A 20274-nucleotide genomic window follows, 5' to 3' on the forward strand; every position below is an offset into this window, starting at 1 on the left:
AAGCCTCTATTCTGCTTGCTTAATAAACTTCCGGGCAATCCCCGGGTGTCGGAGCAAAAAAACAATGTGCCTTGAAACGTCCCGTATTGGCCTGATCATACCATGTGGCCGGGCAGGCGCCTGCCGGCCTGAAAAACCACAGGGCGTTGGAGGCGGGATGCTGCCGTTCACCGCTAATAACCCGCCTGGCCAGCCGGATCTCGCTTTCTCTGGCCCGTTGATAAAAGTAACCCTTTTGTGTCGCTTCAAAGCCGCCGGGCGATTGAAATACCATTTGGGGGATGGACCGGATATCGCGAAAATCAATGCAGTTTCCCAGCACGCGGTTGACTCCGACATTGCCCACCATCAGCATACCGAGTTCTCCTTCGCCTTCCGCCTCCGCACGCATGAGTCGAGCCAGCATTCTTACATCGTCCTCTGTCGATTTGATGACAGCCATGGGCCTGTGCTTCACTCCTTTCTTCGGCCATGTCAGCGTTTCGCCCGGATGCAAGCCCATGGGCGAAAACCACACTGTCATTGTATTGGCCCAGGACCAAAATGGTGTCTGCCCAGACAGAAAAAATGCGGAATGACCCGATTTGGCAGACGGCAGCGACTCATGTCAATATGATGAACAGGCGGCTGCATACATTGTCAAAGGATTGTATTTTCGGTATGATTAAACACGATTACTCGCCGTGCTTTAAGGACGGCAAGCAGCAGCATCAGGGAGGGACTTGACATGAGCGTGCTGAAGCGGCACGGATTCAAAATTGCGATATTGGCGCTGTGCGCCTTGATGGCCGGGTACCTGTACTGGTCTTCGGCGGAGGAAAGCAGGCTGCCCAAGATGTCGGCGGCTCCTGATTATGAGCTGACCGATCTGGACGGCAATCCGGTGACGCTGGCTGACAGCAATGGCAAAGTGCGGCTGTTCTACTTCTACTTCTCATATTGTCCGGATGTCTGTCCGCCTTCCACGGCGCAGCTGATCCAGGTGCAGAACGAAATGATCAGCCAGGGGCGCTTCGGTGAGGACTTCATGATCAACTCCATCACGATCGATCCGGAGCGGGATACGCCGGAGCGGATCCGCGAGTTCGCCGGAAAGTTCCAGGCTATCGACTTTAGCGGCTGGGATTTCTTGCGGGGCGATGAGACGTATACGGCCGAGTTGGCCAAGTCTTACGGGGTAACGGTAATCAAAGATCCGAGCGGCAATTTTACGCATACCAATTATTTCATCCTCGTCGACCGCGAGGGCCAGGTGCGCAAGTATATCCGCGCCGATGCGGAGCTGACGACCGAATCCATCATCCAGGATGTCGAGGCGGTGCTCAAAGACTAAGGCAAGTCCAATAACTTCTCCTTCCGTGAAATACAAGAAAATATATGATTCTCCTATCTACTTAGCTTATATTTCTCCGGAATGAAACTTGCTGCGCCGTTGCTTACGAAGCTAGTTTTGCTTCGTGAAACTTTTAGGCGAAGCCGTTTCACCTTGGAACTGCAGAAAGAAGAGAACCAACATGACGATATTTTGGCATATTCTTATGCATAATGTGCTCCCGCTATCGGTGATGATTGCCATCGGCGTCATCATGATGCGGGCTTTTCATTTGGATATTAAAACGCTTTCCAAACTGAACTTTTACGTATTTTCACCGGCCATCATCTTCAAGCTGCTCTACACAACGAATATTACGCTGGGCGTGATGGGCAAAGTGCTGCTCTTCTTCGTGCTGTTCATGCTGCTGCAGTATGTTGTGCTGGAGATCGTCGTCAGGCTGAGGCGATATCAGGGCGGGATGCGGGCAGCGATGCGCAATAGTGTGTTGTTCTACAACAGCGCCAATTATGGGATCCCGATCAATCAGCTGGCGTTCAACGGCAACCCGGATACGCTGGCGATCCAGGTGATCGTTATGATGATGCAGTCGCTCATCCCCAACACTTACGGCATCTACAGCGTCAATGCGCATCGCAGCGATCTGCGCGCCGTCTGGCGGACCATCCTGTCGATGCCGATCATCTATGTGATCCCGGTGGCGCTGCTGATGCGCGGCTTCTCGGTGCCGGTGCCCGGATTTATCGAGACGCCGGTCGACTATATGGCCGATGCCTTCATCGGTACAGCGCTTCTGACGCTGGGCGTCCAGCTCGGCAGCATGAAGTGGCAGATCAATCGGTCGCTGCTTACGGATGTGGGGATCTCCAGCTTCCTGCGTCTGCTCGCCGGACCGGCGTTGGCGGCACTGATCGTCTGGGCGCTCGGGATCGAAGGCATGATGGCGGCAGCGCTGATCGTCTCCTCGGCGGTGCCGACATCGCTGAGCAGTGTGCTGCTTGCCGTCGAGTTCGACAATGAACCCGAGTTTTCTTCGCAAGCGGTGTTCCTGTCGACGATGCTCAGCGTCATCTCGGTCACCCTCGTCATCTTCATGCTTCAGATCTGATCTTCTTTGCTCCATCTGGGGGCGGGACCGGCATCCGGGTATACGATGTACTCGCCGAGTCCCGCCTTTTCGAGCTGCTCCACCAGATATTCAACCGGCGTGCCTTCGACGCCGGGATAACCTCTGCGGGTATAGATATGCTCTGCATCGGGGAACGCATCGCGCAGCTTGCCGCGAATCCGTTTGCCGGAGGAGTCGTTATCCATGAACAGATAGACTTCCCGGTCCTCGGTCTGCCGGAGCAGGCGCTCGATCTGCTCGGTCCCGGGTGTGCCGTAGGAACAGTGGATCGCGACTTCTTCTGTGACGATTTGCTGCAGACGGCGCCGGTCGTTTTTGCCTTCGACGATAATTGCGATACGCATGGAACTCACCTCATCCCTATTGTACCCTGATCCATGGCGGTTGGTACACCGGGGGGCGAGAAGCCGTCAGCTCAGACGTGTATGCGGCTCTGTCGGCCGGAGCAAGTGGAAGGGGAGCAGAGAGACGGCGATCATCAGGACGGCGAAGGCAAGCAGATAAGGCGAGACATGCGCTCTCAGCTGTCCTGCCAGCATGGGACCGAGGAAGGCGCCGATCGAGAAGGCAATGGAGAGCAGCGAAAAGGTGCGGCCGTAGCGTGTACCTCCGCTGAGCTGGATGAGCAGCGTGGACAAGGCCGGAAAGATGATGCCTTTGGCCATGCCGAGGAGGAGCAGCATGACTGCGACGGGAAGCGGCGCGTCCATCGCCAGACCGAAATAAGCCAAGGCCAGGACAAATGCCCCCCACAACGAGCGGTGGTAGGCGGAATAGCGATTGAGGAACAGCATGCTAAGTGTGATCAGCGCCCCGAAGCTGACGACAGAGAACAGCAGTCCAGTCGTCATCATCGCATTTGTGCTGGTGGCCAGCAGCGGCAGCTCGAAGGAGAGGATGCCCTGAGCGCAAGCCATGGCGATCGGCAGCACGTAGACGACGAGCGGGACGGGCGTCGGGATCGGATGCTGTTCGGCCGCGGCGGCGGCATCTCCCGGCAGCTTCGGCGCCTCGGGGACGTCGCGGATAAAGAACAGCGCACACAGCGAGATCATTATTAGCAGCACGCCAAGCATGAAAAATGACGTATTGAAGCCGAGCTTGGCGACGAGGAAGGCTCCGGCAGCTGGCGAGATGACCGAGGCCAGAGTATGGACCAGCGAATTGCCGGCCATCAGCTTGCCTTGCTCAGTCTGGTTGGTAGCGAGGCGGGCGAGCAGCGCCATACAAGCAGGTGACAGGAAGGCGAGTACAAAACCGCTGAGCGAGCGCAGCGCCAGCAGCTGCCACGGGTCGGTGACACGCGCCTGCAGCAGCAGGATGATCCCTGCTGTCATCAAGCTGAAGACGATAAAAATCCGGCTGCCGTAACGGTCCACGCTGAACCCGGCGATCCAGTTGCCCGGCAGATGCGTGATCGAGTAGATCCCCATCATCAACCCGATGAAGGAAGGCGCGGCGCCGATCGAGATCGCAAACGGCGTCAGAATAGGATATTGCGCATGCAGATCGAAAAACGCGACAAACAGAAACAAATAAAGCCATATGGCCGTCTTCATATTGCCAAATCCTCCTGACCGGTCGTAAGTTGAATCTCCGCTATATAGATAACTTGTACGCTTGCGGAGAGGGGGATATGCCAATCCCGTGAAAATGGCTAGCGCTTCGTTTACGCTCCCGGCGCGGTAAGGTATAATGGGTGTAGCCATGTCAACTTGCGAGCCAACAGATAAATGAGCTTACTTGAATGGTTTGTGTATACATAAAGGGGGATATTGTGATGAGTTATGATTGGGAGACCTGGTCGTTATTTTTTCAAGAGAACTGGCTGGTGCTGCTGATCGCGCTGCTCGTGCTCTTGATCGTTGTCAAAGTGGTGCGGACCGTCATCAAATGGGCGATCGTCGCAGTGATCATCATTGCGGTTATCGCCTACAGCGGGTACAACCTGCAGGATCTGAGCGGCAGCCTCGACGACCTCCGTTCGATCGGCTCGCAGGTAGCGGACTCCGTAAGACAGGAAGCGTTCCAGGCGATGGTAGGGGAGGCCGATAAAGCGGTCTATACCGATAATGGCGACGGTACCCATAAGGTCGAGACACCGACGCTGACGCTGGAGTGGACCGGCGGCGAGCAGGAGGTGGCTGTCACCTACCGCGGCGCTTCGCTGGGCAAGTGGAAGCTGGACGAGACGGTTCGCGGACTGATCGATCAAGCTCGTCAGAACAGCTAAGGCAGGAGGGGTAATATGGACCAATGGCTGGATACGCTGCTCCGCTTCGAGTGGGTCTCGGTCCTGCTGCTGCTTGTGCTCGCCGGCTCGCTGGTCCAAGGGCTGTTCTACGGCGCCTCCGGTTCGGCCAAGCGGCTGTTCCGCTTTCTCTGGGAGGCAGTGTGGATCGCCATCTCGCTGCTGCTGGCTGCGCAGGCCGCCGGTCTGCTGTCGCCGCGACTGCAGCGCTGGCTGATCGACCGGAGCATCCGCATCCCCGATGAAGAGATGAACACGCTCTTGCAGATCTGGTATGCCTTCATTACCGGTCTGCGGGATTTTGCCCTGTTGCGGTTCGGCGTCGTGTTCCTGCTCGCTTATATCGTGCTGCGTGGCCTGTTCGCGCTCTTGACGCCGATCGTCCTGCACAAGCAAGGCAGCCGCGGCGAAGCCTTGACCTCATCAGGCTGGCTGGCCGGTCTCCTGAGCAAGCTCACAGGCGCTGCTATCGGAGCCGTTCATGGCATCGGCCGGGCGTTTGTGCTGCTGGCGCTGCTGTTCATCTATGTCACGCTGCTGCCGACCGCGCCGATGGCGGATCATATCCAGGCGTCGACGACCTACCGGGAGACGACAGAACGGTTGATCGCGCCGCTCGCCGGCCCGGTACTGACCCGGCACGGTCCGGTCATCACCAAGGCGGTGGAGACCGAGTTCCGGCAGATGCTGCAGCGACGCTACGAGATTATCGACCATGCGGTGCCGGCGGAGATCGGCGAAGCGGCGCGTCACGTCACCGAAGAGCTGGACGGGGCCGAAGCGAAGGCGCGGGCGCTGTATGACTGGGTTGGCACCCGGATCGCTTATGACTGGGACAAGGCCGATAACTACATCGACCATGGCGTCTGGCAGGAACAGACGCCGCAGGATACATTCGATATGCGCCGAGGCGTATGCATCGACGTGGCACGGCTGTATGCCGTGATGGCCCGTTCGGTCGGGCTGGATGTTCGCGTCGTGACCGGACTGGGCGGCGAAGGGGGCAATCTCGGACCGCATGCCTGGAATGAAGTGCGGACGGAGGATGGCTGGATCCCTCTGGATGCCACCTGGGCAAGAGCCGGAGATTGGTTTAATCCTCCGAATTTTGACGACACCCATATTCGCGACGTTTAGGAAGCTTTTGGGAGGTAATGTAAGTGAAAGGATTTTCCGAAGATCCGCAGAAGCGGGAGGCCGCCAAACGGCGCGGCTTCTCGTTTCGGCTGAATGTCTTTTTCTTCAGCACGTTTCTACTATTTTGTATCCTGATCATCCGGCTAGCTGTCCTGCAGTTCGTCGAGGGTCCGACCTATGCCGCCGAGAAGGCGCGGCTGACGACCGGGGACGTCAGGATCCCGCCGATCCGGGGCAATATCTACGATGCCTCCGGCAAAGAGATCGCTTATTCGACGTCGACGATGTCTCTCTATTACCAGATTGAAACGGGGATCAACGCGGAACGGGGCAGAGAATACGCAGAAAAGCTGCATGACGTGTTCGCCCGCTACGGCGACCCGGACAACCTGATGGAAGTCGAAGATATCGTCAAGCAGATGGACCTCGACTACCGGCTGAACAATGCTTATACGCCGCGCCGCATCAAATCCGATCTGACGAAGGAAGAGATCGCCTACTTCTCGGAGAACCGCGACCAGTTCCCCGGCATCGATATTATGGAAGACAGCATCCGCCATTATGATACCGATACGATCGCTGTACAGCTGGTAGGTTACCTAAAGAAGTACAGAGGCGTCAAAGAATCGGTCGACCGCTACAAGGATCTCGACCGTGTGGAAGATCCGAGAGACCGCTACCTGGATCATGAGGATGTCGGGATGGACGGCCTGGAGTACATGTATCAGGACGAGCTGCGCGGCCGCAATGGACTCAAGACGTATCCGATCGATGCCAGAGGCCATATCGTCGGTCCGATGGAGATGACCAAGCCGGAGAAGGGCAACGATCTGCACCTGACGATTCATCGCGAGGTCCAGTCCCGGACCGAGGATGCGATCATGAGTCATCTCGAGAAACTCCGCACCTCGCCGCGCCGCCAGGAGCGGGCGCCTTATGCCAACACGGGACTCGCCGTCGCGATGGAGGTCAAGACCGGCAAGGTTGTCGCCATGGCCAGCATGCCGGATTACGATCCGAACCTGTGGCACGGCGGGGGCATTAGTACAGCTGATTTTCGAGAGATCGAGTATCTGTATCTGAACGGTGCGATCCGTCAGGTCTATCAGAACTATGCAGACCCTGAGGAACGGGCCAAGCATCCTTCGTCGCTGGTGCCGCTGGGCTCGACGATGAAGCCGCTCACCGTGCTGATCGGGCTCAATGAGCAGTTGTTCGGGCCGGGGGCGACCTACAATGATCGCGGGGTATTCTACTTCGGCCGCGAAGGGACGCATCGCACCTCGATCAAAAATGCGGGCTCGCGCGCATACGGAATGATGGACGGCGCCCGGGCGATCGAGAAGTCCTCCAACACGTTCATGGCCGAGATGATCGGCAACCGGCTCAATGCCCGCGACGGCTCCAAGGGCGTCGAGCTATGGGACGACTACATGAAGCAGTTCGGGCTTGGCGTCGTCACCGGCAGCGGTCTGCCGGGGGAGTCGGCGGGCGTCGTCGACTACTTCCACGAAGCGGAGAACGCCAGCTCGCAGTCGGCGCTGATCCGCGCGTCCTTCGGACAGCAGGGGCGATATACGGCGCTGCAGCTGGCGCAGTATACAGCGACGATGGCCAGCCGCGGCCAGCGGTTGAAGCCGCAGTTCGTCGAGAAGATCACCGACAGCGAAGGCCGTGTCGTCCAGTCTTTTGAGCCGGAGGTTCTCAATGAAATCGACATCCCGGATGCATACTGGAACGTGATCGAGCGCGGGATGAGCCGAGTAAGCTCCCAAGGCTTCGAAGGGGTGGATTACACCTATCTGCGCAAGACGGGAACATCCGAGCAGCAAGTAGCGGGCAAAGTGATCGAGAACGCCGTGTTCATCGCCTATGCGCCGGCCAAGGATCCGGTGCTTGCGGTGGCTGTGATCGTCCCCGAGGGCGGCTCCGGCGGCTACGGCGCGGCACCGATCGCCCGTCAGATCTTCGACGCTTATGACGATTATTATGGACTCTCCGGGGAGCCGAAGCTGAAGCAGCAGCAACAATCGCAAGCGGAAGACGAGCAGGGCGAAGAAGAGTAGAACGAGCATGCACTTAAAATGTAACGTAAGACGATAGCGGACGACCCGTTATCGTCTTTTTGATGCTAAAAAAATAAATGTTGCACTAAGGAAACTTTATTGTATAATATAAAAAAAGAGGCGTTAGGGGAATAAACATTACTCGGACTAACTTTTATTCACCCAGGCAATATGATTCCTGAACAGGAGGGGTTGTCCATGAAGATCAAGCTTCCGCCGCCGCTGCAACGCGGTATGATGACGATTCTGTATGTATTGCTGATGCTGCTGCAAGTATAAACTGCTGCCGGCTGCTGCCGGTGGCTCACCACTATATATCCGAAAGAAGGCTGAAGAACGATGTCTACGAACACGGCCATCTCCGTCGAACATCTGCACGTATCCTACAACGGCGTCGAAGCGATCCGGGACGTCAGCTTTGACCTGGATACCGGCAATCTGGTCGGCGTCATCGGACCGAATGGCGCGGGCAAATCTACCCTGCTGAAGGCGCTGCTTCATCTGATCCCCCGCGACCGGGGCGACATCACCTTCCTTGGACGGCCGATCAAGGAGCTGCGCAAACAGATCGCCTATGTGCCGCAACGCAGCGAGATCGACTGGCACTTTCCGATCACGGTGCTGGATACGGTGCTGCTGGGCACCTATCCCGCTCTCGGTTGGTTCCGCCGACCTGCCAAGGCGCAGCGCGAGTGGGCCTACAGCTGTCTGGAGCAGGTCGGGATGGCGGATTTCCACAAACGTCAGATCGGCGAGCTGTCAGGCGGCCAGCAGCAGCGGGTTTTCCTGGCCCGGGCGCTGGCACAGAAGCCGGATCTGTTCTTCCTGGATGAACCGTTCGTCGGCGTCGATCTGACGAGCGAGCAGACGATCGTGACGATCTTGAAGGAGCAGCAGGCCAAAGACAAGACGATCGTCGTCGTCCACCACGATCTGAGCAAGGCAAGCGACTATTTTAACAAGCTGCTGCTGATCAACCGCGAGCTGGTCGGCTTCGGCGAAGTCAAGGATGTCTTCCGTCCGGAAGTGATGGCCCGGGCCTACAGGGGCGAGTTTTCATTCATGCGCGAGCTGGGGGTGAGCATCTGATGGAATTTATCGATGCCGTCATGAATTACGGTTTTATGCAGAAGGCGCTGATGACGGCGGTGATGGTCGGGATCATCTGCGGCGTCATCGGATGCTTTATTATCCTCCGGGGGATGGCGCTGATGGGCGACGCGATCTCGCATGCGGTGCTGCCTGGTGTAGCGATCTCTTACATGCTGGGAATCAACTTTTTCATCGGGGCTGTGATTACGGGCGTGTTAACGGCGATCGGGATTGGTTTCGTCAGCCAGAACAGCCGGATCAAGCATGATGTCTCTATCGGCATTATGTTCACCTTCGCTTTTGCGATCGGGATTATCCTGATCACGATGATGAAGAGCAGTACGGATCTGTATCACATCCTGTTCGGCAATGTGCTGGCAGTCCGTCCCTCGGAGATGTGGTTTACGCTGGTGATTGGTCTGATCGTGGTCGGCTGCATCTATCTGTTCTACAAGGAACTGCTGATCAGCACCTTCGATGCGACGATGTCGGCGGCCTACGGACTGCCGGTCCGGCTGATCCATTACCTGCTGATGACGCTGCTGACGATGGTGACGGTCGCCTCGCTGCAGACCGTCGGCATCATCCTGGTCGTGGCGATGCTCATTACGCCTGCAGCGACCGCATATCTGCTCACGGACCGGCTGTGGGTGATGCTGTATCTGTCTGCGCTGTTCGGCGCGCTGGCGGCAGTGGCCGGGCTGTACTTCAGTTACACCTATAATCTGGCATCCGGAGCGACGATTGTAGTCGCCTCTACCGTCATGTTCTTCACCGTTTTCGTATTCTCGCCGAAGCAAGGCATGCTGATGAAGTCAATCCGCAAGCGGCAGCAACGGGAACGGGTGAAAGGGCGGGCATTGGAACAATAGATCAAGTAGATGAATGAGGAGTGGAAGAGTATGAAGCAACGCGCTAGAGCAAGAAAATGGAACGTATGGGTGGCAGGGTTGCTGGCTGTGCTGCTGCTGGCAGGCTGCGCCAACAACGGAGGACCGGCAACCGGAGGGGGAGAGGCAGCGGGCAACGACCCGCAAGAAGCGGCCGACAAGTTGAACATCGTCGCCACATACTCGATTGTGTATGATATCGTGAAGCAGGTGGGCGGAGAGCATGTCGAGGTAATCTCACTGGCGCCTGTGGGCTCGAACCCGCATGAATTCGACCCGCGGCCTGCCGATGTGACCCGTACCGCCGATGCCGATGCGATCTTCTACAATGGCATCAATCTCGAAGCCGGCAATTCCTGGTTTGAGAAGCTGCTGGAGACGGCGGGCAAGGATGGCGAGGACGCGCCGGTCTATCTGATCAGCGAAGGCGTGGAAGTCAAATACTTAACCGAAGCGGGCAACGAGGGCGAAAGCGATCCCCATGCCTGGCTCGATCTGCGCAACGGCATCCGCTATGCGCAGAATGCGCAGGCGGCGCTCAGCGAGCTGGATCCGGCACACAGCGCGGAATACGCGGCAAATGCGGAAGCCTATATCGCAGAGCTTCAGCAGCTTCATGACGAGGCGGTCGAGCGCTTCCAGGAGATCCCGGAGAGTCAGCGGTTCCTCGTAACGAGCGAAGGAGCGTTCAAATATTTCAGCGACGCTTATGGCATCGAGGCTGGGTATATCTGGGAGATCAACTCGGAGAGCGAGGGGACGCCGGCACAGGTGCAGTCCATCGTCGACGAGATCAAAGGGCGCGAGGTCAAGGGGCTGTTCGTCGAGACGAGCGTCGATCCACGCAGCATGGAGGCGGTATCGAGAGATTCGGGGGTGCCGATCGTCGGCGAGGTGTTCACGGATTCGCTGGGTCGTCCGGGCGAAGCGGGAGATACGTATCTCGATATGATGCGGTATAACATCGAGACGATTATCGAAGGCCTGAAATAACCGGCAGCTGCAGCCGCCCGGCAGGAGAATCTCCTGCCGGGCGGTTTTGTCGTGCTTCGAAAGACGGCATGCTTTTGGAATCGGCCCAGAATATGATAAACTGGAGCTACTGTGTTGGAAGGAGGCGCCTAGATGAATAAGTACAAACTGATAGCACTCGATATGGACGGCACGCTGCTCAATGACCGAAGCGAGATCAGTGAAGAGAATGCCAAATGGATCCACAAGGCGCTGGATGCGGGCGTGACGGTCATCTTCTCGACCGGCCGCGGCTTCCGCAGCGCGCTCCCCTTTGCGGAGCAGCTGGAGCTGACGACACCGATGGTGACGATCAATGGCGGGGAGATCTGGCACCGGCCGCATGTGCTGCATAAGCGTACATACCTGGCAGAGAGCATCGTCGGCAAGCTGCGGGAGCTGGCCGATACGCATGGGGCGTGGTACTGGGCTTATGCGGTCGAGGACATCTACAATGCCGAGCGCTGGCTGGAGCCCGGCGAGCAGATCAGCGACAAGCATTGGCTCAAATTCGGTTTTGACACACCGGATGACGAGGCGAGAGCCGCCATCCGTCGCGAAATCGAAGGCTGGGGCGGACTGGAGATCACGAACTCGTCGACGACGAACCTCGAGATCAACCCCGAGGGTGTATCCAAAGCGGGCGGTGTCCGTGAAGTGTGCGGGATGCTGGGGATCGAGATGTCGGAGGTGATCGCGGTGGGTGACAGTCTCAATGATCTGTCAGTCATTCAGGAAGTGGGGCTCGGCATTGCGATGGGCAATGCGCAGGAGCGGGTCAAGGCGGCTGCAGATGCGGTTACCGTCACCAACAATGAAGATGCGATCGCGCGTGTCATCGAAGATTATATATTCAAGGGCAAATAAGTTATTACTAGCTGGGGGAGGTTGATGGCGTGGAGATCGTTGCATGGATCCTGATCGTCATCTTGTTTATTGTGGGCATGGCGGGTGCCATCTTCCCGATCCTGCCCGGCGCGCTGGCGATCTACGGCGCATTTTTCGTGTACGGGCTGATGATCAGCTTCGAGCCTTTCGGCTGGGTGTTCTGGACGCTGCAGACGTTGATCGTGGCGGTCTTGTTCATCGCGGACTATGCGGTGAGCGCCTGGGGTGTCAAACGGTTCGGCGGCTCCCGGGCTTCGATCATCGGCAGCACGATCGGCATCATCATTGGTCCTTTCGTCATCCCCGGGGTCGGCCTCCTGATCGGACCTTTCGCCGGCGCCGTGATCGGCGAGCTGAGCACGCGCTCCAGCATGGATCATGCGCTGCGTGTCGGCTACGGGTCGGTAGTCGGGCTGTTCACCAGTACGATCGTCAAACTTATATTGCAGACCATCATGATCGTGCTGTTCATCATCTGGCTGGTGGTCTGAAGAAAACAGGCAGGAGTCATTATACATGATTAAAAAGGATTCATTGATCAAAGGCACGCTCGTGCTGGCGGCGGCGGCGCTGATCGCCAGGTTCCTGGGGCTGTTCCAGCGCATACCTTTCGACTTTATCTTCGATGATGCGGGCGGCGCCTACTTTACGGTGGCTAATACCACTTATCTACTTTTGCTGGTGATTGCTACCGGCGGCATTCCGAGCACGATCAGCAAGATGATCTCGGAGCGCTATGCCCAGGGGCGCGTCGACGAGGCCCAGCAGATCTACCGGGCGGCGCTGCGTTTTGGCATCGCCGCCGGGCTCGTCATGTCCTTCGGGCTGTTCTTCTCGGCGCCGCTGGTTCTGGACAAGCTCGCCCGCAATCCCGGGGCTACTCTAGCTGTACAGGCGATCGCTCCGGCGCTGCTGCTGTTCCCTGTCATCGCGATGATGCGGGGGTACTTCCAGGGCCGGCAGATGATGACTGCAGGGGGCATCTCGCAGATCATCGAGCAGATCCTGCGCGTCGTCACAGGTGTCGGACTGGCGCTCATCGTCGTCTCCCTCGGTTATGACCAGGAGTGGATCTCGGCGGCAGCGACGCTCGGCAGTGTGTTCGGCAGCGTCGGCGCCTTCGGTGTCATGTTATGGTATGCTTACAAGTTGAGGCGGCAGGATGCCGCTGAAGCCTCTGCCGGCGGGATCTCTGGTAAGGCTGCGGTATCACCTGCAGTCAAGACGCCGCTCAAATACAGGGCGATCTATAAAGAAATATTCCGCATGTCGATTCCGATCGTCATGACGGCTATGACCGTACAGTTAATTTATATGATCGACTCTTTCTTCTTCATCCGGCTGACGGGAAGCTATTATACGCCGGCCGATGCCGCCAACGCGCTTAACATCCTCGGCATCAAAGCGCAGGCGATCGCCGGCATCCCGCCGATCCTCGCCATTGCGCTCAGCACGTCGATCATCCCGGTCATCTCCAGCGCCTTTGCCGTCGGCAATATGCAGGAGGTGCAGCGTCAGGGATCGCTGGTCATGCGTATCGTACTGTTCACCGGGATTCCTGCGGCATTGTCGCTGACTGTGCTGGCCACCTCGGTAACCGGTTCGATCTATGAGACAGCCGGAGGCAGTGCGATCGTTGCTGCGCTAACGGCAGGTACGATCTTCCAGATTACGATGATGACGAGCAACTCGATGCTGTTCGGTCTCGGCAATGCCCGCACGCCGATGATCCATACGCTGTTGGGGATCGCCGTGAAGATCGCCGGCAGCGTCATGCTCGGACCGGTGCTTGGCGTCTACGGATTGATCATCGCATCGACGCTCTGTTTTATCCTGATCACGATGCTCAATCTGCGGGTGATCGGAGGCGTCGTCAAGCTGCAGGTGCTGGGCAGCCGCTGGGCGGCTTATCTGCTCGTGATCGCCTTAACCGGCGCCGCCGGCTACGGCCTCGACTGGGGCGGCCGCCAGTTGCTGGAGGCGTGGCCTGACCGGCTCGCTTATATCGTGACCGCCGCGCTGGCCGGATTAGTGATGCTGGGCCTCTATCTCGTGCTGCTGATCCTGTTAAGGGTCGTCCGGGAGAGCGATGTTCAGACGTTCCCGGGTCCGCTGCGGAAGGTGTTCCGGCTGCTGATGCGCTTCATTCCGGCGCGCGTTAGGGGAACAGGTTAGCGATCGCTGGCCAGTTCATCCCTTTATACAAATTTAAGGCTGAGCGGCCGCCGTTTTCATGCTTACAAATCTTCCAATCATTCCTTCTCCATGGTAGAATGTCTTAATGGCATTCTTACGATGGAGGAGGTTTTTTATTCATGAATTTATCAAGTTGGGGCAAAAAGTCCTGGACAGCCTTGCTGCTATCGGCGGTTCTGATCATCGTCGCCGGCTGCCAGGCGGTGGGCGGACTGGATCTGAACGCGATGCTGAAGCAATCGCTCAAAGTTACCTCCATGGAAGGCAAAGAACAGCTTGAACTGCAACTGCTCTTCAAGGAAGATGCGCTGGCCGCGATGGAGGCAGACGAAGCGGCGCTGCTGGAGCTGTTCTCTTCGGTGAAACTCGAGGTCTCCGATATCCGGATGAAGGATGCGGAGAACATATCTATGAAAGGCAGCCTCACCCTTGGTGAGCGGAGCATGGACTTCTCCGTTGCTGTGGCGGGGGAGCAGGCTCGCATCGAGTTGGAAGGCGCCCAGCGGGCATTCTACCTCGACCTGGCGGATCTGGGACTGGAGGATTGGGAGGAAACGGCCGAGTTCGAGCTGGACGCCGAGACCGAAGCTTCTCTGACAGAGCTGGGTCATGAACTGCTGGACTACATAGGCGGTTATGTCATCGACAATCTGCCGAACCCGTCCAACCTGACGGTTGCGCCCGCGCAAGCAGAGGTGAACGGGGAGACGCTGCAGCTGACGCGAGTGCAGGCAGAGATCGGCGGCGATGAGGTGCTGCCGCTCGTCCAGGCTTACCTGGATGCGTTGATCGCCGATGAAGAAGGGCTCACCGAGCTGCTTACTGCCATCATTTCGCTGTTCTCGGATGAGACGCCGATCTGGGAGGTTGCAGGCGTTCCGAACCCGTTCGACGAGGGGCTGCCGGAAGGGCAGACCGAGGACGAGTTCATCCAGGAAGGCGTTATAGAAGTACTGGGGCTGCTTCGCGAGCTGCAGGCCGAGCTTACAGCTGCGCAGGAAGAAGATCCGGAATCGCTGGCGGTCTTCTTCAACGAAGAGTCCTATCTCAAGACCGAACTGTTCGTGGACAGCAAGCTGAATATTCGCAAGACTTCCTCCGAGCTCGTATTCAAGCCGGCGATCCCTGCAGACGACGAGTATGGCTATGACTTCCCGCTGGAAGGCTTGGTCATCCGCAGCAGCGGCGAGCAGTGGAATGTCAACGGCGAGGTCGAGCCGGAGCGTCTGGTCACCAAGCGCGGCGACATCTCGCTCGAGCGTCTGTTCGAGATGGAATCGTACGAGATCGTCCGTCTGTTCGAGGAAGGCTCGCTGATGAACGACTTGCTGCGTTATACAGGGATGAATGTGCAGACTATAGAGCTGTACCCGGAGTTCGATCCGAACCCGCCGGTTGTGACGCCTGGCGGCATCACGCTGATCCCGCTGCGCGATACGACAGAGGCGCTGGGCGGCCGCCTGGCCTATCTGCCGGAGACCGGCACCTATGATATCTATGATCCGGCCACAGGCACCTATCTGAAGTTCCGTAAAGGCAGCAACATCGTAACGGTGAACGGTAGCGACGCAAGCTGGGCGTTCCCGGCAACCGTCATCGGCGATACACTGTATGTGCCAGCGCGCAACTACATCGAGGCGCTGGGCGGCACGCTGTACTGGGATACGTTCTACTTCGCCGAGGATGAGAAATATCTGGTCCTGGAGCGGGAACTCTAGAAGAGAGCGATATTTCTAAGATGAGGTGATCAGCGATGAAATCAATCGAACGTGAAGAAGAATTTCGGGAGCAGATCGAGCAGGAGCAGCTGACCATCGCCGTCTTCAAGACGACCTGGTGCAAGGACTGTCATTACATCGAGCCATTTATGCCCGAGGTTGAGCAGCACTATGCGGGGCGGGTAACATTCGTCCAGTTGGACCGCGATGATTTTCCGGAGCTATGCAGCGAATTGAATATTCTCGGCATCCCCAGCTTTATTGCGTTCCGCAAAGGGCAGGAGGTCGTCCGGTTTGTGAACAAGCTCCGCAAGTCGCGTGAGGAGATCGAGCAGTTTGCCGATCGTGCCCTGCAGGTCGCCGAAGCTCTGCCTAACTAACTCATTGATTGATCCAAGCCTGACCCGGTTTCACGGGTCAGGTTTTTTAAAATTCTAAGCTTATATGTTCCACATGTATATCGACTTAGAATTCTCCGGAATGAAACTCGCTACAGCGCCAGGGGACGGCGCCAGCCGTTTCACCTTGTACTTAATAGATAAAGAAGCCTCTCAGCTTTGTGGCTGGGAGGCTCCCACTTGTCTTGCTAATGGTTAACGGCCAAGGCATCGGCTGGTGAGCCGAGTAACCGAATGAATTTGCTGATGACGGGAATCATGGCTTCCTCCAGCCCGGACGTAATGACCGACAAGTGGAGCTGCGGCGAATCCGGCTCAGCGTATGCCCGCAATCGGTCCACTGCGGCCAGCGAGATTTCCGTGTTGACGTTGACTTTGCAAATTCCCGACAGAACCGTTTGGGCAATGATGGCTTCAGGTGTTCCTGAGCCACCATGCAGGACAAGCGGCACCTGGAGCGCATCGCGCAGCGACGCCAGCAGCGCAAGGTTAATATTGGGCGTCCCGGTATACATTCCGTGTACGGTGCCGATCGCTGCAGCCAGGCTGTCGACGCCAGTGTCCGCCACAAATCGCTGGGCATCCGCAGGTGAGGTGAGGCGGCCGTCGCCTTCTTCTTCGTCAGAGTGAGCGCCACGCGCCACCGAACCGATCTCGGCTTCGACAGCCACATCGAATGCGTGTGCGAGTTCGACTATGGCGCGGGTCTGGGCGATGTTTTGCTCCAACTCATAACGCGACCCGTCATACATGACGGAGGAAAAACCACATCGTATCGCCTGCTCAATGGAGCTCTTCTCATATGCATGATCGAGATGAAGAGAGACGGGGACAAAGGACGCCTCTGCGATCGCACGCACCATAGCGGCGAAGCCTTCAATTCTTGTGGCAGGCAGGTAACGTTCACCGAGTGCGATAATGACGGGGCGCTCGGATAATTCCGCTGCATGGACTGCCGCTTGCACAGTTTCCATGTTAAACGCGTTGATCGCAGCAACGGCTTGCTGCTGCCGCTGCGCTTCCAGCAGCAAATCTTGTGTTCGGGCCAGCATGGCTGGTGCCTCCTTCATACCTCTGGATTAAGATAAGTAAGCGTCCAATTGCTCAACAGTAGCCTTTAACGTATCGACTTCACCTACATTGCCAGGGAAGATAATGTAGGGAAGACCGGGAAACTTGCTTTCGCTGCCGGTAAGCCAGACCGGGATGCCTGGACGGATCTGTCCGGCGACCGTTGCCCGCTGAACGCTTAAGCCTCGGGTACCGATATCGCTGGAAGTAATGCCACCCTTGGCAATGAGATAGCGCGGACGCCGCTGCAGTCGCTGCACGATGCTGGTAACCGCATCCGAGATACGGATCGACTGCTTAAGCTCATCCTCTTGCCTCCCGTCGCCAAGGTCTAGACGTTCCCGCTTTGTGTAGACGGTAACGGTTTTGCCTTCTGCCAGCAGGTTTTCGGTCTCTGCTATGACACGGGTGGTCTCTGCCTCAAAGGCCGCCGTATCCATAACAAGATGCACATTGAATTCAATACACTGCATACCGCTGAGCTGCTGCAGAGCTTCGAGTTGGGCGGTTGTTTTCTTGACATGGGAGCCGACGATAATTAAACCGCCGCCATCGGGCTGGTCCTTCAGCAGCTCATGAGCACTTAGCAGCGGCCGGTCGCTGACGCCGCCGATGATTTTGGTGAAGGAGGCGGCGGTCCGGAACAAGAACTGCTTGCCAGCCCCAATGGCCCGGATCAGCGCTGCGGCGAACACCCGGACATCAGCATCTTCGGTAGCATTCACAACGACCTTGTTGAAATGCTGCACGCCCATCAACTGACCGACAATCGTGTCCAGATCCAGCGCCCGCAGACGCTCAAGTGTAATGAAGGTGGTGTCGGCAGCCCGGTACGCACCGCCGCTTTTCTCCTCCACCCATTCGCCCAGGTCAGAGCTGGCATAGCCGAAGGTCCGGTCTTTGGCAAATTCCGTTTCACCCGCCGGCACAAGACGATCGCCATCCTTCACATAGTGCGTGTTATCTATAGTCAAACGTCCGCCTTCGCGAAAATACGGTAGAATGACTTCGCCATCATACCTTGTGTCCGACACCGACTCAATGGTCTGTCGCAGCACCTCGGTCTCCAGCGGATAATGGCCGCGCAGGGTGGAGTCGCCCCGGCTGACGATCAGGTAAGGCATTCCCAATTGCTTGGAGGCTGCTGCGGCATGTTCTGCGATGTCACGATGAACCGCAGTTGTTTCACTCGCGACCAGTCCTCTGGAATTCGTCAGAATGAAGAAGATCCGGTTCGTTTCCCGGAAGCCAGCGAGCATCGTCTCCAGCGACCAGTCTGTATACACCGAGACGCCGTGCACGGTCTGGACTCCGGTAGGATCATCATCGAGCACGATGATTTTCCCTTGCAGCCCGCTCAGCGCGTCCTCCAGCAGCTGTTCAGCTTGCTGCCGCTGCGCGGCTGGCCATTCTGGCCATGCTGCCAGTTTGTTCTCGTAGGTTTCTCCCATTCCTATCCCATCCTTTTTTTGATCAAAGTAGATATCAGTGTTAGACATGGACAGCGGAGCATCGTTGCGAGAAAAAGGGACTTTCGATCGCTGTTGTTCCCGGATTCCTTGAATTATTCCCCTAAAAGGGGGAATCCGGGAACAAAGGCGAGCGTTTAACGCTTTCTGCAAGAAAGCGACTTCGGACGGAAGCATACGCTTTTCTCCAATCTCCCTTTTTCTCTCCGCTTAAGCTACCTCAGCCTGTCACAAGCTGATTCTAAAAATGAGCATTATTTATCTATTTTTTAAAGTCCCGGCAATATGCCGCTGAACAGGCTCAACACATATACCGTTGTCAGAGCTGTCAGGCCCGAGATAAAGCCGCCGATCGTCCAAACGCGCAGGGTCTGTGCCACCGTTAGTTTGCCGAAGCGGTTAACGACCCAGAAGCCCGAGTCATTAGGGAGTGACAGGCCAATCCCGCCCGCACATATAGCAAGTCCGATCAAGATTGGCGAGATCCCAAGATCTACAACAAGGGGTCCCATGATACTAGATGTAGTCACAAGTGCAACCGTGGAAGAACCAAGGGAAGCCCGCAAGATCTGCGAGAAAATAAACGCCAGCAGCAATACAGGAATGCTCCAACTTTGCATTGTTCCAATAAGATAGTCGCCGATTCCGCTTTTATTGATCACTGCGCCAAATGCTCCGCCTGCACCGGTGATGAGTACAATCATCCCTGCACTTGCAATCGCTTCTTTATAAAGAGTGCTGTTGCTTTCTTTGATATAGGGACGCAACACGAGGATGGCAACGAGCACGCTGATTAGCAAAGCGATATTCTTATCACCCACAAAACCAAACAACGCAGCCACCGCTGTATCGGGGAAAAGCATTTTGGACACCGTGTTTGCAAGGATGAGCAGAATCGGAAGCGCCAGCACGCCAAACGACAATGCAGTACTAATTTCTTTACGGCCTGTATGAACTTGAGGTATTTCTTCATTTAAGGAAACATCAGTGTGGATGCGCTTGCCGATATATTTTCCATACACATATCCCCCGACCAGGGTAGCCGGAATGGCGCAGATGATGCCATACAAGATGAATAGACCCAGATCGGCCCCGGTGTTCTCCGCTACAATCATTGGCCCTGGAGTAGGGGCAATCATATTATGAGACGTGATGAGCCCAATACCGAGAGCGGTTACAAAGGTCATGATCGAAATCCCTGTCCGTGTCGCCAGACTTTTCAGCAGACCGCTCAAAATAACAAAGGCGGCGTCGAAGAACACAGGAATCGAGACGATAGTACCTGCAATGGACAATCCAGCCGGTGAGCGGCGAATGCCAAAAACCTTCAGCAAAGCATCGGCAATTTTCTCTATCGCCCCGGAAGCGCCGAGGAATTGGCCGAAGATAACGCCCAGACCAATCAGAATACCGACACCTGCGAGCGTGTTGCCAAACCCGGCAGTTACGATCCCGGGGACCTCCGCGATCGGCAGGCCGATCGCGATGGCGGTAACAAATGCGGTACAGATGAGAGCGAGAAACGGTTCAACCTTCCATTTCATAATGAGCAAGAATAGAAAAGCAAGCGCGAGAACGAAAACACCAATAAGCAATGGACCTGTTAACATGGAAGACACTCCCCC

The 20274-nt window shown here is 56.9% G+C and carries 19 protein-coding genes; 13 read left to right on the forward strand and 6 right to left on the reverse strand.

The window, feature by feature from the left end:
• Positions 1-19: 19 nt before the first annotated feature.
• The gene (locus ABC336_RS25415; RefSeq protein ID WP_413241312.1) at positions 20-442 is read right to left on the reverse strand and encodes a cell wall hydrolase; all 423 of its coding nucleotides are present in this window, start codon (positions 440-442) and stop codon (positions 20-22) included.
• Between the two features lie 285 nt (positions 443-727).
• Between ABC336_RS25415 and ABC336_RS25420 the strand changes: the two genes are divergently transcribed.
• Together ABC336_RS25420 and ABC336_RS25425 are read left to right on the forward strand one after the other, a co-directional pair.
• Positions 728-1333 carry an SCO family protein gene (locus ABC336_RS25420; RefSeq protein WP_413241313.1) on the forward strand — a complete coding sequence of 202 codons (606 nt, stop codon included), beginning with the start codon at positions 728-730 and terminating at the stop codon, positions 1331-1333.
• Between the two features lie 181 nt (positions 1334-1514).
• A complete protein-coding gene (locus tag ABC336_RS25425; RefSeq protein ID WP_413241314.1) occupies positions 1515-2441 on the forward strand; it encodes an AEC family transporter in 927 nt (308 codons plus the stop codon).
• On the opposite strand, the gene ABC336_RS25430 is transcribed toward ABC336_RS25425, so the two are convergent.
• Both ABC336_RS25430 and ABC336_RS25435 read right to left on the reverse strand, forming a co-directional pair.
• On the reverse strand, positions 2432-2806 hold the full coding sequence (locus tag ABC336_RS25430) for a toprim domain-containing protein (RefSeq protein ID WP_413241315.1): 375 nt from the start codon (positions 2804-2806) through the stop codon (positions 2432-2434). The genes ABC336_RS25425 and ABC336_RS25430 overlap by 10 nt on opposite strands.
• A gap of 66 nt (positions 2807-2872) precedes the next feature.
• Complete coding sequence (locus tag ABC336_RS25435) at positions 2873-4021, reverse strand: MFS transporter (RefSeq protein ID WP_413241316.1); 1149 nt, start codon at positions 4019-4021, stop codon at positions 2873-2875.
• A 221-nt stretch (positions 4022-4242) separates the two neighbouring features.
• Between ABC336_RS25435 and ABC336_RS25440 the strand changes: the two genes are divergently transcribed.
• The 11 genes from ABC336_RS25440 (at position 4243) to ABC336_RS25490 (ending at position 16091) form a co-directional block, all read left to right on the forward strand.
• A complete protein-coding gene (locus tag ABC336_RS25440; RefSeq protein ID WP_413241317.1) occupies positions 4243-4695 on the forward strand; it encodes a hypothetical protein in 453 nt (150 codons plus the stop codon).
• 15 nt (positions 4696-4710) lie between these two features.
• Positions 4711-5850 carry a transglutaminase domain-containing protein gene (locus ABC336_RS25445; protein WP_413241318.1) on the forward strand — a complete coding sequence of 380 codons (1140 nt, stop codon included), beginning with the start codon at positions 4711-4713 and terminating at the stop codon, positions 5848-5850.
• 23 nt (positions 5851-5873) lie between these two features.
• On the forward strand, positions 5874-7916 hold the full coding sequence (locus tag ABC336_RS25450; protein ID WP_413241319.1) for a peptidoglycan D,D-transpeptidase FtsI family protein: 2043 nt from the start codon (positions 5874-5876) through the stop codon (positions 7914-7916).
• A 339-nt stretch (positions 7917-8255) separates the two neighbouring features.
• On the forward strand, positions 8256-9005 hold the full coding sequence (locus ABC336_RS25455; protein WP_413241320.1) for a metal ABC transporter ATP-binding protein: 750 nt from the start codon (positions 8256-8258) through the stop codon (positions 9003-9005).
• Entirely contained in the window at positions 9005-9880 is an 876-nt protein-coding gene (locus ABC336_RS25460; RefSeq protein ID WP_413241321.1) for a metal ABC transporter permease, read from the forward strand. Before ABC336_RS25455 ends, ABC336_RS25460 begins: the two co-directional genes overlap by 1 nt.
• Before the next feature lie 30 nt (positions 9881-9910).
• Positions 9911-10891 carry a metal ABC transporter solute-binding protein, Zn/Mn family gene (locus ABC336_RS25465; RefSeq protein WP_413241322.1) on the forward strand — a complete coding sequence of 327 codons (981 nt, stop codon included), beginning with the start codon at positions 9911-9913 and terminating at the stop codon, positions 10889-10891.
• 132 nt (positions 10892-11023) lie between these two features.
• Positions 11024-11776 carry a Cof-type HAD-IIB family hydrolase gene (locus ABC336_RS25470; protein ID WP_413241323.1) on the forward strand — a complete coding sequence of 251 codons (753 nt, stop codon included), beginning with the start codon at positions 11024-11026 and terminating at the stop codon, positions 11774-11776.
• A 29-nt stretch (positions 11777-11805) separates the two neighbouring features.
• Positions 11806-12288, forward strand: a complete 483-nt coding sequence (locus ABC336_RS25475; RefSeq protein ID WP_413241324.1) for a DUF456 domain-containing protein — start codon at positions 11806-11808, stop codon at positions 12286-12288.
• 25 nt (positions 12289-12313) lie between these two features.
• Positions 12314-13972, forward strand: a complete 1659-nt coding sequence (locus ABC336_RS25480) for a putative polysaccharide biosynthesis protein (protein ID WP_413241325.1) — start codon at positions 12314-12316, stop codon at positions 13970-13972.
• 140 nt (positions 13973-14112) lie between these two features.
• Positions 14113-15711 carry a copper amine oxidase N-terminal domain-containing protein gene (locus ABC336_RS25485; RefSeq protein WP_413241326.1) on the forward strand — a complete coding sequence of 533 codons (1599 nt, stop codon included), beginning with the start codon at positions 14113-14115 and terminating at the stop codon, positions 15709-15711.
• Positions 15712-15746: 35 nt separating this feature from the next.
• Positions 15747-16091, forward strand: coding sequence for a thioredoxin family protein (locus ABC336_RS25490; protein ID WP_413241327.1), 345 nt, complete (start codon positions 15747-15749; stop codon positions 16089-16091).
• 206 nt (positions 16092-16297) lie between these two features.
• Here ABC336_RS25490 and ABC336_RS25495 read toward each other — a convergent pair whose 3' ends face one another.
• The 3 genes from ABC336_RS25495 to ABC336_RS25505 all read right to left on the reverse strand — a co-directional run bounded on the left by ABC336_RS25495 (position 16298) and on the right by ABC336_RS25505 (position 20259).
• Entirely contained in the window at positions 16298-17161 is an 864-nt protein-coding gene (locus ABC336_RS25495) for a class II fructose-bisphosphate aldolase (RefSeq protein ID WP_413241328.1), read from the reverse strand.
• A gap of 27 nt (positions 17162-17188) precedes the next feature.
• Positions 17189-18631, reverse strand: coding sequence for a four-carbon acid sugar kinase family protein (locus ABC336_RS25500; RefSeq protein WP_413241329.1), 1443 nt, complete (start codon positions 18629-18631; stop codon positions 17189-17191).
• Positions 18632-18918: 287 nt separating this feature from the next.
• The gene (locus tag ABC336_RS25505) at positions 18919-20259 is read right to left on the reverse strand and encodes a GntP family permease (protein ID WP_413241330.1); all 1341 of its coding nucleotides are present in this window, start codon (positions 20257-20259) and stop codon (positions 18919-18921) included.
• Positions 20260-20274: the final 15 nt, after the last annotated feature.

Origin of the sequence: Paenibacillus jepli (assembly GCF_047238105.1) — a bacterium.
Taxonomy (GTDB): domain Bacteria; phylum Bacillota; class Bacilli; order Paenibacillales; family Paenibacillaceae; genus Paenibacillus_D.

Coding starts and splice junctions, on each gene's coding strand:
- ABC336_RS25485 (WP_413241326.1), top strand. CDS start 14,113: ATGAATTTATCAAGTTGGGGCAAAAAGTCCTGGACAGCCTTGCTGCTA.
- ABC336_RS25470 (WP_413241323.1), top strand. CDS start 11,024: ATGAATAAGTACAAACTGATAGCACTCGATATGGACGGCACGCTGCTC.
- ABC336_RS25455 (WP_413241320.1), top strand. CDS start 8,256: ATGTCTACGAACACGGCCATCTCCGTCGAACATCTGCACGTATCCTAC.
- ABC336_RS25505 (WP_413241330.1), bottom strand. CDS start 20,259: ATGTTAACAGGTCCATTGCTTATTGGTGTTTTCGTTCTCGCGCTTGCT.
- ABC336_RS25435 (WP_413241316.1), bottom strand. CDS start 4,021: ATGAAGACGGCCATATGGCTTTATTTGTTTCTGTTTGTCGCGTTTTTC.
- ABC336_RS25500 (WP_413241329.1), bottom strand. CDS start 18,631: ATGGGAGAAACCTACGAGAACAAACTGGCAGCATGGCCAGAATGGCCA.
- ABC336_RS25495 (WP_413241328.1), bottom strand. CDS start 17,161: ATGCTGGCCCGAACACAAGATTTGCTGCTGGAAGCGCAGCGGCAGCAG.
- ABC336_RS25480 (WP_413241325.1), top strand. CDS start 12,314: ATGATTAAAAAGGATTCATTGATCAAAGGCACGCTCGTGCTGGCGGCG.
- ABC336_RS25445 (WP_413241318.1), top strand. CDS start 4,711: ATGGACCAATGGCTGGATACGCTGCTCCGCTTCGAGTGGGTCTCGGTC.
- ABC336_RS25430 (WP_413241315.1), bottom strand. CDS start 2,806: ATGCGTATCGCAATTATCGTCGAAGGCAAAAACGACCGGCGCCGTCTG.
- ABC336_RS25425 (WP_413241314.1), top strand. CDS start 1,515: ATGACGATATTTTGGCATATTCTTATGCATAATGTGCTCCCGCTATCG.
- ABC336_RS25415 (WP_413241312.1), bottom strand. CDS start 442: ATGGCTGTCATCAAATCGACAGAGGACGATGTAAGAATGCTGGCTCGA.
- ABC336_RS25420 (WP_413241313.1), top strand. CDS start 728: ATGAGCGTGCTGAAGCGGCACGGATTCAAAATTGCGATATTGGCGCTG.
- ABC336_RS25460 (WP_413241321.1), top strand. CDS start 9,005: ATGGAATTTATCGATGCCGTCATGAATTACGGTTTTATGCAGAAGGCG.
- ABC336_RS25490 (WP_413241327.1), top strand. CDS start 15,747: ATGAAATCAATCGAACGTGAAGAAGAATTTCGGGAGCAGATCGAGCAG.
- ABC336_RS25440 (WP_413241317.1), top strand. CDS start 4,243: ATGAGTTATGATTGGGAGACCTGGTCGTTATTTTTTCAAGAGAACTGG.
- ABC336_RS25465 (WP_413241322.1), top strand. CDS start 9,911: ATGAAGCAACGCGCTAGAGCAAGAAAATGGAACGTATGGGTGGCAGGG.